This window comes from Kosakonia oryzae, assembly GCF_001658025.2.
Classification (GTDB): Bacteria; Pseudomonadota; Gammaproteobacteria; order Enterobacterales; family Enterobacteriaceae; genus Kosakonia; species Kosakonia oryzae.
The window spans coordinates 3,405,808-3,420,305 of the sequence record NZ_CP014007.2; the positions used below are offsets into that span (position 1 = coordinate 3,405,808).

At 55.9% G+C, this 14,498-nt stretch carries 5 protein-coding genes and 1 pseudogene; all 6 read right to left on the reverse strand.

The window, feature by feature from the left end:
• Positions 1-844 precede the first annotated feature (844 nt).
• Complete coding sequence (locus tag AWR26_RS16345; protein WP_206062518.1) at positions 845-1,072, reverse strand: hypothetical protein; 228 nt, start codon at positions 1,070-1,072, stop codon at positions 845-847.
• Between the two features lie 335 nt (positions 1,073-1,407).
• A complete protein-coding gene (locus AWR26_RS16350; RefSeq protein WP_064567409.1) occupies positions 1,408-1,695 on the reverse strand; it encodes a hypothetical protein in 288 nt (95 codons plus the stop codon).
• Complete coding sequence (locus AWR26_RS25780; RefSeq protein ID WP_074922466.1) at positions 1,670-1,834, reverse strand: cysteine peptidase family C39 domain-containing protein; 165 nt, start codon at positions 1,832-1,834, stop codon at positions 1,670-1,672. Before AWR26_RS25780 ends, AWR26_RS16350 begins: the two co-directional genes overlap by 26 nt.
• 6 nt (positions 1,835-1,840) lie before the next feature.
• Complete coding sequence (locus AWR26_RS25785; protein WP_244256198.1) at positions 1,841-2,053, reverse strand: cysteine peptidase family C39 domain-containing protein; 213 nt, start codon at positions 2,051-2,053, stop codon at positions 1,841-1,843.
• A gap of 107 nt (positions 2,054-2,160) precedes the next feature.
• Positions 2,161-2,526, reverse strand: coding sequence for a ribonuclease toxin immunity protein CdiI (gene cdiI, locus AWR26_RS16360; protein WP_064567411.1), 366 nt, complete (start codon positions 2,524-2,526; stop codon positions 2,161-2,163).
• Between the two features lie 2,270 nt (positions 2,527-4,796).
• Positions 4,797-14,489, reverse strand: a pseudogene (locus tag AWR26_RS16365) (hemagglutinin repeat-containing protein); the annotation flags it as partial.
• Positions 14,490-14,498 lie beyond the last annotated feature (9 nt).

Genomic DNA, 14,498 nt, shown 5'->3' on the forward strand with positions numbered 1-14,498 from the left:
ATACCGGGCAAAAACTCTGCTCTGGTATTCAACAGCGGCATCGCAAAGGAGGGATTGATATCTGTCAAGAGAATGCAGGAGGAGGTGAAAACAGGTGACCGGGGTTAATTAACACTGTTTTGCGGCGTAGATAGAGGTGAATAGAAAAGTGATGCTTTGATGCTGAAAAGCTTCGCAGGTTGCTCTGGCGCAGCATCATGAAAGCGTGTTCAGACCTTATTTATAGGAGCGGGAGATATAATTTGCGGTCATACCTGCCGGAAGAATCCGCTCGATGAGTAGGATCTCCCACCGGCAAAGAGTACCAGGCTAAACTGGAGTATCCGGTCTTTTTTCCACTCGTTGGCAGCTCCACATATTTTATTTTCCCGCCGGGCTTTTCAAACCAGGGAGCTGCATTTCCAGAGTTTATCTCTGTGGAAGGCAAAAAAATGGAGTATGCCGATCCAGAACTGGCGGCTGGAAATGCGTCGTTTCATTATCGAGTTCGGTGACCGCCTGGGCGCTCACCTTTAACGAGTGGGCAGTTACACTGAATTACTGACAGACTCCTGCCAAAATGTCAGACAAACCCCATATTCATCCAGAAGGTCGTCAGCAATTTCAAACTGAAACACCTTATCCGGGAAAGCCTCTGCTAACGCGCGCTTCCAATATCTAGTTATCTGCTCGGCAAATAAATGACAAAGACGATAATCCTCTTTTGACAGACCTACTTTAAATACGGGTCGGTCCGGTGCATCTTCCCACTTTGAAAAAAACTGATTTATTGAAAAAATATTTCTGTATCGTTCAACGTCTCTGCGCGATGTACTTTGTACTAATACACCAGATTTACTCTCTACTAGCCCCACAAATGAAACTTTTTCGGGTCGTATTGCTGAGCGTTAGGTAGCCAGAAAATGTGCCCCTGGATCTCAATAAAATCAGGAGAGAGCAAACCCAGCACAGAAATTGCTTGCTCTAGTGAAACCAAGTGTCCTACATATGAAAAAAATTCTCCGGAGCCAATATCTGAAACAAACAGGCTTAATGACTCTTTAGAAATATTACCCTGATAAACTTTCATCATTTCAATCCTAAACTATCAAGAACCGACTGAGGAACATTTCCCTCAAAAGCTTTTGTATCACTTCCCTTCTTGGGGAAATATGTTCCATTCGGAGCTTGGTTCCACTCGACCACCTTCACTGCACTATTACCACCTCCTATAGCTCCCGCAGCACCTACACCACTAGGGGTAACAACAAATAACCAAGAAGGTGGCATTGTGGATGAAGAGCTTTCACGGTGCACTTAATCACCGGCGATATACAGGTGATTAAGTGCGGTAAGAAGTATTTTTCTTGAGAATACCATAACGGCTAATAAATCGATCCCGGTACGAGGCTGAGATCTTGATAGTATTCATGGAACCAACTGGATCGGGAAGATGACTTCCCGACCTTCAATATAATCCCATGTTATTTCACCCAATACTCTAGATATTTTGGGCTTTAAAGGCATCACGGATATTATTAACTCATCAAGGCCATCCGTATATGCAATACCTCTTATACCCTTATTATCAGATATTTTTGCAGAAAAATATTCAACCTCACCCTGCACACTCAAACAATAATAAACAACACTTGTTTGAGATTCATAATTCATTGATAGCAAATCAATATTATGGTTTGTAGACACTGTGTCCATTCCACGTATCCTTAAATTCACTAATGGTCATCGTATAACGAGCCCCTTTAAATGGATCGTTGATTATTACGTTTCCTACATCATCAGTACCTTTGACTACAACCCAGTGACCAACTTTATTACCCGAGTCCCACATCATTGCACTCTAGGAACCAGTATGATTTAAAGCCTCAAAGCTAGATGAAGAAACATTATTAGCCACCCAACCACTATCGGCTTTATTAAGTTTATTGGCCAACGAAGTCATTGAAGTTAATTCTGTTCCTAACTCAATTTGAGAAGATAAGATGCCTCTATCCTTCAACATCATTTCAGCACATGCAGCACCGCAACTCGTCGGAGTGACTTGCTTGACCATATTTGGATCAATTATCTTTACCTTCAGGTTTTAAGCCTACCGAAAAAAGATCCTATAACTACCTCATAAGTCTAAAATCCCAGTCGCTAAGGGCTGGGATTTGCTGTTTATAATGGGATTTTAGCCAGTAGCTCGTTAACTTTTTCCATATCTTCAGGATGTAGCTTAAGGTATTTTTCACAGGCTAACCGAACATAGTGATAACAGATTTTTTCACTGACAATCACTGTATCGGCTTCAGATGGTGGATAACCGACTGCAAATTCAACTCCTTCAAAATGCTCACCTTCGTCATAACTGTCCATGTCAGGAAAATTACAGTAAGCACCATCAACATTTAACGTCCTTTTTTTTGATAAGAACTCTAAAACTTGCAAAAACTTACCATCTTCATACATTCTGTCAAAATAAGATACAACGACTACATTAAGTCCGTTATCTACATCCTGTTGATTAAATAATTCTTTTATCATTATTCACCTCAGTTAGGATGGAAGTTTCGTACAGTTCCGGTGGTCTTATCCACGTATATTCTGAAGTTAACTCCATCAACCGATACGTTAGCTTGACCATTTTTACTAGCCATCGCATCTTTATAACCTTTAGCTGCCGCCTGTTGGCCAAGCTCTAATATTTTCTGATCGGAGAATATATTAGGATCGTAGATAGTCTTTGTTTCAGTGGTTGGTTTATAATTTCCTGTAAGATTTCCAGCCCGATCTTTCGTCGGTATTAAATACTCAACTTCAGTAATACCTTTTACGCCAGTAGGCGTCTCACTGACAATTTTCACATTGTATTCCTTAACCGCATCATAAAATGCGTTTGCATTATGACCACCTGAAATCCCATATTTCTGTGTGAACTTATCAACAGTTGCCACGTGATCCGGCATATCGATCCTGAAGCTGATCCCATCAGGGTAAGTGACAGTTGTGACACCATTATCTTTACTGACCGCATAAGGCAACGAATTTCCATCATACTGCCCGTTTGGAAATTCAACATTTGTAATACCTTTGCCCGATATTCCTGAATATGCACCTTCACCTGCTGTCCATGTCAACGACGGTGTGTCCGGGAAAATTACCTCTGCTTTAGAGGTGACTTTTGCAATAATTTTTTCAGTCAGCATCCCACCCGTTTTCGCAACACCAACACCACCAGCAATCGCGCTAACGAGATCTGATATCAGTTTACCAGCTTCGACACCTGCATTGTACGCTCCAGCTGCGCCAGCTCTCTGATATTCAGACTCCATCAGTTCAAGACGATCAATGTAGTTTTGCTTAACAGCATCTGTCAGTGTGCTAAAGATGTCGTCGCTTTCTAAGAGTTGTTTGATGGCATCAAAAGTTGCGACAGGATTTGTGACGGATTTTGATAAGTTCTCAACAGAGTCGCTGAGTCCCTGAGGAATACCAACCAGCATTCCTGCACCATAGGCAGCCTCCTGGCCTATATTGATAGCATCCCATTTAGCACCCACCTGAATCTGGCAGGTGATGCTTCCTTTACATGCCTCAAACTCTTTATCCCGCTGAGTAGATTGTTGCTTGCTCAGATAGTTATTCTCAACCGTCGTTTTCCCGGCTTGCGCCGCTGCAATGGCATTTGCACCACTGTCTCCCACCAGCGCACCCGCCAGCCCGGACGCTAACGTTGCCAGCGCCGAGACGGTTTGTTTCTGTTCTTCGCTCAGTTGACTGGTATCTTTTATGCCCCACGCTTCCAGGGCTATTATCCCGGTCAGTTCCCCCGTAGCCGCCCCTGCTGCCGCGCTGGCTGCATCTTTTCCGCTGGCTGCGGCCAGCGCGGCGTTGACCACCGCGTGCGCCAGAACCCGCCCGGCAGGATCGGTTTCCGGGATTTGCGCGGCAATTTCGTTTGCAATATACGGCGCGGCAGCCCCGGCCAGCGCAGATTTAATATCGCCGCTCGCCAGTGCCTGTATCGCGGCGGTGGCTGCGGTGATGGCACGCTGGAGTGTGCTTCCCGTCCCAAAGTTTGCTTCTGCTGTCCGGCCCGCCTGATCGCTAATTTCCTCTGGCGTAGGATTGAGATTTCCCTTACCGATCAGCGTTTCTTTTGCCGCCGCCAGTGCCGCCGGATCGCTCTCGGCTTTCGCTTTAGCTATATCACCTTCCGTGCGGGCAATATCCATTACCTGCGTGCCGATCTCGTTAATCATCTGCGCGGTTTGCAGGCGGCGTTGTTCTTTCTCCTTGTCGAAAATCTGATCGATGCTGCCGTTGGCGTGCGCGGTGTCGCGGCTCAGCGTGTTCACATCCTGCTGCTGGCCGGCCTGATCGCGGATCACAATCGCGCCGTCAGCCACCGCCGACTGCGTGGTGCCCTCCGCGTGCCCCTTGCCGCCCGCACCGGCCAGCAGGGCATTCGTCATATTCCCGAGAACATTACCCGGCACGCTGCCGCCGGTGCTGAACCCGGCACCCTGATGTTCCGTTTTGTAGTCGGCTTTGTTGTTGATATCGGAGAAGCCCAGCGTTCCGGTATCCAGCTTGTTTTTATCCGCATCCGCCTGGCTGGCAATCACCGCGCCATCAAGCTGCGTATGATTACCGACGGTAATATCGAAGCCACCTTTGCCCGCGTAAATCCCGGTCTGCTCCTGCACCGAGTCGTAATTGCTGTTCATTTTGTCGTGGCTGTAGCTGAAACTGCCGCCCGGGCCGCCGCCGCCAAAGGTGTAACTCAGCCCGGCGCTGATGCTCTGCTGTTTACTGTTGTAGTTATTGCTGTCCTGCTGGCTGCTCAGTGTCAGGTCGCGCCCGACATCCGCCGTCACCTTATCGCCGTTCACCTGCGCACCCTGCAACAGGGTGTCGCGGCCGCTGGTCAGATCAACATTCTGCCCGGCATCCAGCGTGGTCTCATTCCACGAGGTACCGTTGCCTTTCTCGTTCCCCTTCGAGGCGTTTCCGCTGGCCGACACCATAAACCCGGCACCGTTTTTCCCGGCAACAATCCCGACACCAATCGAGCCACCTTTGCTGGAGTTACTGCCGGTGGTTTGCTGCGTGCTGGCCGCCCCGCCAAGAGTGATATCCCTGGCCGCAGCCAGCGTGATGTCTTTCCCGGCTTTTAGCTGACTGCCTGATACGGCAATATCACCGCTGTTGGCCGCATTTCCTTTGCCGTTCGCGGTTACGCTCAGGCTATCCCCTGCATTCAGCGAGCTGCCAAACACCGTGTCCTGCTCTGAATGGGAGGTGGATTTCGACGACTGCCCGCCGATGGAAACCATCACACCAAAGGAGCCATTTTTCGTGGCATCATCCGTGCCGGCTTTCACCGCCGCCAGGCGTGAAGCCTGCGAGGCCTGAATACCGGAGAGCACAGCTTTGGTGCCCTGCAATGCCGCAAGGCGACCGTCACTCTGATCTTTTGCCGCCATCGCTGTGGATGCCGCAGTGTTCACCACATCGCCCACCGCGCCGGAGAGTGCCAGCGTCAGACCGCTGCTTTTCTGTTCGAAGGTCTGGTCGGTGGTGCGTTTGTCATGACCCGGATCGACCACCACACTGTCGCCGCTCAGGGCGAGGTCTTTTTTGGCGATCACGTCAGAGCCGCCAATATGCAGCGCGTCACCTGCCGAAATCGTCACATCCCCGCCATTACTGCCGACAGTGCTCGTACTCTGGCTCTGGGTGGTGCCTTTCTCTTTCAGATCCTGTTTGGTTTTACTGCTGCCGATGGTAAAACCGATGCCGCCGGAGCCCATCAGGCCACTCTTTTTCTTCTCTTTAAATTGCCAGTTCGAGTCGGTGTTGGTGGCGGCTGTGATGTCCACGTTATGCGCCGCACTGAGCGTCACGTCACCGTCGCCCACCACGGATGAGCCTTTCACCAGCAGGTCATTACCGGATTTCACCGTCACGTTATCGCCGCTGAGCAAGGTGCCGGATTCACGCGTGGCACTCTGCTCGGAGATGGTGTGGGTGGTGGTTTTTTTCAGGAAACCTTTTTTGGTTTTGGTCTCTTCCTTGTAGTGATAATCGCTCTCGGTGGCGGTCGTCAGGTTCACATCGCGCCCGGCCTGTACGCCAATATCGCCTTGCGCCGTCACCTGCGCCGCTTCGGCATTCATATCGCGTCCGGCGATAATAGTGGTGTCGGTGCCGCTGGCAATCTCGGTGCCCTGCTGGCGGACCTGCTCGTTAATGACCGTTTTCTTGCTGGCTTTGTAGCTGTCGCCCTGGGTGGTGGCTTCCGCCAGCAGATTGACATCGCGTCCTGCCTGCATGCCGACCTGCTGCTCTGCCGCCAGCCCGGCGGCCTGCGAATTGATGTCCCGGCCTGCCGTCAACAACAGATTGTCGCCGGCACTGACCGTGGTGCGATCAACACCGGTGCTGTGGTTTTCACTTTTGCCGCTACGGCTGGCGTTGCTGGTCTGCTGCGCGTCGAGGTTCAGATCGTTGCCTGCCGACAGCTTTGCGTCTTTCCCGGCGCTGACATTGCTGGCGCTGAGCGTTAGATCGTTGCCCGCCTGCATCGCCAGATTGCCACCTGCGGTAATGCTGCTGCCCTGGTAACCGACGGTGGAGCGGCTGGTGTCGGTACGCCACCAAAAGCCGGACTGGCTGTAAGCATCATTTTTCTGGATGGCGTTAACGGCGATATTGCCGCCTGCGTCCATCAACAGCGCGCCACCCGCTGAGGCCGTCGCGCCGGTAAAGGTGATGTCCTTGTCAGCCACTAGCGACAGGCCATCCGTCGCGGTAATGCTGGCAATGCTGCCCAGCGTGGTGTCTTTGATGCTGACTGAACCCGCTTTATTCTTCGTGTTGAGCGCAAATTGATCGGCCAGCGTCAGGTTGTTGATGCTGCCCTCCACGCTCTCCAGCGCCACGGTTTTACCGCTGATGGTGGCGCTGATGTTGCTGATATCGCCAATGGCGCTGAGATCAACATTGCCGCCCGCTTTCAGCAGCGCATCGTTGCTGTTGGTTATCTGCCCGCTGCTGTTGACGCTGAGATCGTTACGCGCCAGCAGTGTGCTGCCGCTGTTGGTGACACTGCCGCCGTCAAGGCTGACGTTGTTCCCGGCGATCACGCTGCCGTTGTTCACCGCGACGTCTTTTGGCGACAGGTAGAGTTTGGGGATCATCACCGTCTCGCCGTTAATCGTCGCACTCTCCCACCACAAAATACTGTGGTCGAGAGAAGCGATTTGCTCAGCGGTGAGCGCCACGCCGAACGACAGCCCGAGCGACTGCTGCGCGCTGGCGGCGTTATCCATCAGATACTGCATTTGCGCGAGATCGGAACCCATACCGTTCAGGTAGCGGCTGCCGGTCTGGTTCAGCAGCGCATTGCTGACATAGCGCGTATCAAACGCCGCATCGCCGAGGAACCGGTAGTCATAATCGGGGTTCAGGTTGAGGCGGCCTAACATATACGACGAACCGAGGAACTGGGTCTCGTTGGTATACGTCGGATTGGTTTCGCGCGGCGCGGCGGTCGGGGTGATGCCAAGTAACTTATTCAGATCGCCGAACAGTGCCGGATCAAGTTGCCCCAGGCCGTCGAGTTTTGGGTTCACGGTGATGAGGTACGGGCTTTTCGGGTTATCCGTGACCACAAAATAACCGTTATTGCCGGTCGGCAGCGGGTAAGCGCTGGTATCGACGGTTTTGCCCTGCTGCGGTGTTGTGCCGATGTTTTTCAGCGCTGCCGTGGTCACGCCTGCGCTGGCCAGGCTGCCGGTATTGCCCAGACTGGCATTGCCTTTCTGCTGGCTGCCCGGCGTTGCCAGCGCAGCACCGGATGCCGCGCCGTTATCAAGCCCGCTGCCGCCGTTAATCTGTTGCAGCGCATTTTGCAGTTGATCCTGCCACTGCGGGGAATTCACCGCGACTGGCCCTGCGGCCAGCGCCTGTTTCGCCACGCTACCGCCGATACCCTGATTGCTCAGGGTATTCAGTGACGGGGCTGTGATGGTTCCCGTAACACCACCAGTGTGAGCCGTGGTGTTTGTATTACTGATATTGTTGCTGAAATTGGCAGTGACATTGCCGCCCGCCTGAATGACAGCGCGGTAAATTTCACCCGCCGTAAAAGCAGATTCATGCCCCACCAACTGGAAAGGAATATTTTTATCTTTAACGGTGGGATGCAGTGAGCTGTTCGCCGGGTCAATCGTTGCTGTTGTCGGTTTATTACTCGTACCGTATTGATAAACAACGTAATCATAGCTCGTCCCTGCCTGCCAGCTCTGGTTATTCAACTGGCTGCCAGACAGCGCAATATTACCACTGGCAAGAATGTTACTAGCCTGATTGTCGAGGTTGTTTGCCTGTAATTGCAGATTCCTTGCTGAAGAAATACGTGCTGCACCGCCGTTTGCCACAACTTTCACATTCGTTTGTGAAAGTGCAAACTTCTGCGTGGTGTACTCCTTGAAGGGAGCGTAATGGTAAGCTGTAACGTGGTTGTAGTCACATGCGCCATGTCCATTGCATGGTCCAGACTGAACGACATACTCCGTAGTGTAATAACCCCATGTCCCGTCAGGCATCATCGTGTAAGGGAGATCCAGCGTGGCATTACCCAACCCTGATATGCTCGTATTCTGACTTGTTGCTTGCGTGACACTCAGCCCATCGCGGGTATTCAGCAGATGCCCGGTCTTAATGGTGATGTCGCCATTTCGCGTTTCGATACTGCCGGAGGTGTTGATCACCTCGCTGTTGGCATTCCCCGCCGCGTCGCGTTGCAGCACCAGATTGTTACCCGCCAGCATATCGCCGCGCTGGTTGGTGATGCTGTTGGCATACAGCGCCAGGTTGTTCGCCGCATACAGCAGCGCAGTATTGATGATGGCACCCGGCGCGTTCAGCGTCAGGCTGCCCAGTGTTCCGGCAAAGCCGTTTGCCGTAATCCCTCCCCGGCTCACCAGCGCCACATCGCCGCCGCCCTGAATCGTACTGTTGCCGTTCAGCACAATATTGCTGCCGCTTAAGGTACTGGCCCCGCTACCGGTGGTGATTTGCCCGTTGTTGGTCAACTGGCCGCCCGCGCTGAGATTCACCGCCTGGCCCTGCATTACGCTCTGGTTATCGATCGCCCCGTTGCTGGAAACAGTCAGGGTTTTGCCCGCTGCCAGCGTGGTTTTGCCGGTAAAGGCATTGGCCAGTTGCAGCGTCAGGTTGCCGAGCGCCACCACCTGCCCCAGCGCGTCCAGCCCGGTCGCGCCGACAAACAGATCGCCGCCGCTGAACAGCCTGCCGCTGGCGGACTGATTCACCTGCGAGGCATTCAGCGTCAGCTGGTTTGTGCCAAGCAGCGTGCCGTTGTTGGTGAACTGGCGGTAATTCAGCGTCAGGTTATCCGCCTGCGTCGTCCCCTGATTAGTGAAGGTATCGCCGGTCAGCGTCATCTGCCCGGCCAGCAGCGTGCCGCTGCCGTTGTTGTTCGTCGCATTCAGTATCAGGTTGCTGGCCTGTAACCAGCCCGCGCCGCTGTACTGCGGTGTGGTGAGCGTCAATTTCCCGCCGGAGAGCAACTTGCCCTCGTTGATCGCCTGCGCGGTCGCATCGACACGGGTTTCACCCGCTCCCTGCAGCAGCCCATAATTAAGCAGTTGTGGCGTGGTCAGGGTCAGCGTGCCCGCGCTTACCGTCTGCGCGCCGCTGCGGTTGGTCAGCGCCGCAGCGGCAAGCGTGACATCACCGCCCTGCACCTTACCGGCGTTATCGAGCGACGCCGCCGACAGGTTCAGCGCCCCGTTACTGGCAAGCGAGCCGCCGCTCTGCTGGTTGATATCCCCGTTCAGCGTGGCGGTCAGGCCTTCACTGCCGCTGATGGCTCCGCTGTTATTCAGCGTCCCGCCGTTAAGCGTCAGGTTTTTCGCCGCCCACTGCCCGTTGTTGGTCAGCGATAAGGCCTGCAGCGCGGTCGTGCCCATGGCGGTAATTTTGCTGCCTGCGGCGGAATTCAGGTCGCCGGTAAGCTGGAAGTTCAGCGCCCCGGCGCTCTGCACGGCACCGCTGTTATCCAGTGACTGCGCCGCCAGCAGGATGCTGTTACCCTGCCAGATCCCACTGTTATTCACCGAACCGGCAGTGATATCCAGCGCCCCCTGCGTTAACAGCGAACCGCTGTTGAGCAGCGCCAGTTGCGGCGTTGCCATCGCCATCCGCGCCTGCAATGCCGCAGTTGCCTGGCGGTTATCCAGCGTCAGGCTGTTAAGCCCGGTGAGCGCACCACGGTTAGTGATGCCCGCTTCGTGCGCCGTCAGTGTGTTGCCCTGTACGGTGCCGTTATTGGTGAGCTGCTGCCCGCGCAGGGTGATATCCCCGGCGCTTAACACCTGGCCGTCATTGTTCAGCGTCTGCGCGGCGAGTGTCATCGCCCCCTGGCTTTGCAGCGCGCCCGGCAAGTTCAGGGTGTTGCCGACAGTGGCCGTTAAATTGCCCTGGCTCAGCAAGGTGCCGCCGAGCGTCCAGTCATCCGCCGTCACGCTGACCAGCCCGCCCTGTAAGGTGCCCTGCGTGGAGAGTTGCCCGGCGTTCAGGGTGAAATCGCCGCCGCTCAGCGTGCGCGAACCGCTGGCGGTGGTGAGGGTATCCGCATTCAGCGTCAGGCCGTGCGTACCCTGCCACAACCCGCCATTGCTGAGCGTGCGGGCGTCGAGCGCCAGCGTATCGCCGCTGATGCGCCCGTTGCCGGAGAGGCTGTCGGCGTGGATATCCGTTACGCCACCGCTGACCAGTTGACCGTTGTTGGTCACCGCACCGCTGTGGATGCCTGTCAGGCCGTTCAGACCATTGATGATCCCGCTGTTATCCAGCTTGTCGCCGCGCAGCGTGATCGCATCGCCCTGCACGGTTCCACCGTTGTTCAGATTACCGTTGAGCGTCAGCCCGCCGCCGGAAAGCCAGCGTCCGCCCGCGGTGTTAGCGATGCTGTCCGCCGTGGCCTGCATCTGTTGCGTTCCCTGCATCAGCCCGCTGTTGGTGATGCGGGTGCCCGTCAGCGCCAGCGTGTCGGCAATGAGGTTACCGCTGTTGGCAAGCTGGTCCGCCTGTAACGTGGCATGGTTATGCGCCAGCAGCGTCCCGCTGTTATCGAGGCTGCCGGTGGTGGCATCCAGCGCGCCGGTTTCCAGGCTGCCGCCGTTGATCAGCGTATTGCCGGTCAGCGTCAGGCCATCCTGTACATACAGCAGCCCCTGATTGTTGAGGGTATCAAGATTCAGGTTCAGCCCGCTGCCGCTCACTAACTGACCATTGCCGCCATTAAGTAAATGTTGCGTGGCGATGGTCAGGCTGTCGTTCCCCTGCAGAATGCCGTTGCTGGCGATGTCCGGCGCGGTCACAGTGAGATCTTTTGCCGCCAGTTTGCCGTCGTTGGTCAGTTGCGCGGTGCTGATGGCGGTCCCGCCCTGGCTCAGCATCTGCCCCTGGTTATCAAGCGAACGACCAAGCGTGGCGTTCAGGGAATCCTGCGCCTGCACCGTACCGCCGTTGCGCCAGCTATCAGCGGTGGCGGTCAGGTTGCGCCCCTGCATGCGTCCCTGATTGTCGAGCGTGGTGCCCTGTAAAGTCAGGCTGCCGCCGCTGAGCATCTGGCCGTCAGCCGTGCCGGTAAAGGTGGTACCCTGCCAGTTCAGCCCGTCAGTCCCCTGGATCAGACCGCTGTTGCGTAAATCGCCGTGCAGCGCCAGCACTTTCGCCATCAGCGTACCGCTGTTGTTGCTGCTGTCCGCGGTCAGCGTCATCGCCTGCTGGCTAACCACGCTGCCCTGATTATCCAGCGAGCCGCTGACCGTGGCATTCAGCCCGTTTTGCCCGAGCGCCGTGCCGCTGTTCAGCCACTCTCCGGTCGCCAGATCGAGCGTGCCGCCCTGCATTTGCCCGGCGTTGTTGAGACGATCGTTTTTCAGCGTGACCGCGCCGTTACTCAGCAGCAGGCCATTCTGCTGGTTGGTCAGTGTGCTGCCCGTGGCGGTCAGCAGGCTGGTGCCCTGCAACGTACCGCTGTTGGTGATGTCGCTGCTGTTGAGCGTCAGGCTTTTCGCGGCCAGCAGGCCGCTGTTGATCAGCGCCTGCCCGCTAAGATCCAGCGCGTTCCCGCCCGCCAGCGTCCCACTGTTGCGGGTGTTCTGTGTCTGCAGCGTCAGGGCATCATTAGCCTGCAGGGTTCCTGTGTTATCGAGAGTGTCTGCCGTCACGCCAGTGGTGTTTGCTGCCACCAGCCCGTTGTTGTGAATGCTGTCTGCCGCGAGGGTTAACTGCCCGTCCGCCAGCAGACGGCCGTTGTTACTCAGGCTGTGATAATCGCTGAACAGGTTAACGCCATTCAGTTCGCCACCGCTGGTCAGCGCATCGCCGTGCAGATACAGGTCGCCATCGGTGGTGATCAGGCCGCCGTTATTCAATTGCGGGATGGCAAGCGTCAGGTCTTTCGCAGAGTAGAGAGTGCCGCCGGCGAGGTTATCAAGCAGCCCGGTGTGCAGATTCAGCGCCTGCGTACCCTGCAACAGGCCGCTGTTGCTGATGTGGCTACTGCTGAGATCCAGCGTATCCGCCACCAGCGTACCGCTGTTGGTGAGGTTTTCCGGTGCGCTAAGCGTAATACGGGTTGCCGCTGATTTACCGCCGTGACTCAGCGTTTTCGCCCCGACGCTGAGCGTCCCTTTCGCTGCCTGAGTACCGTTCAGCGTGGCATCACTGGCCGCCAGCGTCATATCGCCGCCGCTTTGCAGTTGCGCATTCTGCCGGGTCTGCATGCTTCCTGCGGTAACCGTCAGTGCGCCATCGGCATTCACCTGCCCGGCCAAATCCGCCGCACCCTGTGCCGTCAGCGTGACATCACCTTTGCCGGTAATGACAGAATCTGCCCCGTCGGTCAGCGTTCCGGCATCCACGCTCAATGCGCCACTGGCGGCCAGCGTACCGTTGTTCTGCACGTTGTTGCCGGTAATCCCCAGCGTCTGCCCCTGCAACGTGCCGCTGTTATTCACTGTGCTGGCGCTGGCAGTCAGCCCGCCTTTTGCTGCCACCGTTCCACGGTTATCCAGTTGCGCGGCACTGATACGCGCCTCACTGGCGGAGGCCAGTGAACCGTTGTTCTGTACGTTGTCCCCGCTAATCCCCAGCGTCTGCCCCTGCAGGGTGCCGCTGTTATTCACTGTGCTGGCGCTGGCAGTCAGCCCGCCTTTTGCCGCCACCGTTCCACGGTTATCCAGTTGAACAGCGGCGATCTGCACGTTGCCGCCAGTGGTCAGCTGCCCCTGATGGGTAATCGTCTGTGCCTTCAGCGTGGCATTGCCTGCAGCATTGGCCTGGGTGGAGGCATCACTGGTGAGCTGTTTCCCACTAAGCGACATGTCACCGCCGCTGGTGAGTGAACTGCCTGTAAGGGTGGTGTTGCCCGCGCCGCTGAGCGTCAGTTTGCCGTCGGCGGCCAGCGTGGCGTGATTCAGCGCCACATCCTGCGTGGCCGTAACCGCGATATCGCCGCCCGCTTTGTGGCTGCCACTGAGGGTGACGCTGTCGCCTTTCGCCGTCAGCGAGCCGCTGGCAATGCTCTCTTTCACCACCATTTTGCCGTTCGCATCAAGCGTGATATCGCCCTGGCGTGCCGTCAGGTTGCCAAGGTTGACGCCGACGCCTTTCTCGGTGGAGACCAGGTGAATGCGGTTGGCATACATGCCGCCGAGCGCGCCGGTATCCACCGCTACCACTGGCGCTGCACCTTCGCCGGCAATCGCTGTCGCCTTACCGCTGGCGTCCACCCGGTTGGCCCCGGTGGTCACCGTTAAGTCCTTCGCATGAATGGCGGCGTTCACTTCGGTGGCGCGGGAAATCAGCGCCAGCGCATCGCTGCCGCTGGCGTTCAGCCCCTGTCCTTCCACGGTGATGGTGCCTTTGGTCACTTCCAGTGCGGAGAGATTGCCCGCTGCATCGAATTGCGGTTTACCGGTAGTCAGGGTGGCGTTCGGCGTGTTGATAAACCCACAGCCGTTACAGGTGATGCCGTATGGGTTGGCGACCATCACATTCGCCGCCTTACCCGCCACTTCGGTATATCCCTGCAACTGCGATCGGCTACCACCGGTCACTTCGTTGATAATGCCTTTCGCTTCTTGCCCGGTGCGCAGGTTCGGGTTGTTCTGGATAAGCCCGCCAAGTTGCGTCTGCGTCAGCTGCCCGGTGGCGTTATTGAGGATCAGCCCCTCGCTGCCGACGTTGTAGTCATGAAACTGGTTGTGCGAGATGCCCGCCCCGTTCGGCGTGGCGATATTGACCACCGGCACGCCGTTGCCAGCTTTATCCATGCTGGCGCTGCCTGTCGGCGTGATCGCCGCAGCAAACGCGGGGGCTACCGGCTGCCAGACCAGCAGGCTGATAATCAACCAGCTGATAGCACGCTGGGAAAAACGAACCGGTTTGTCAGTCTTCATCGTCTTGAT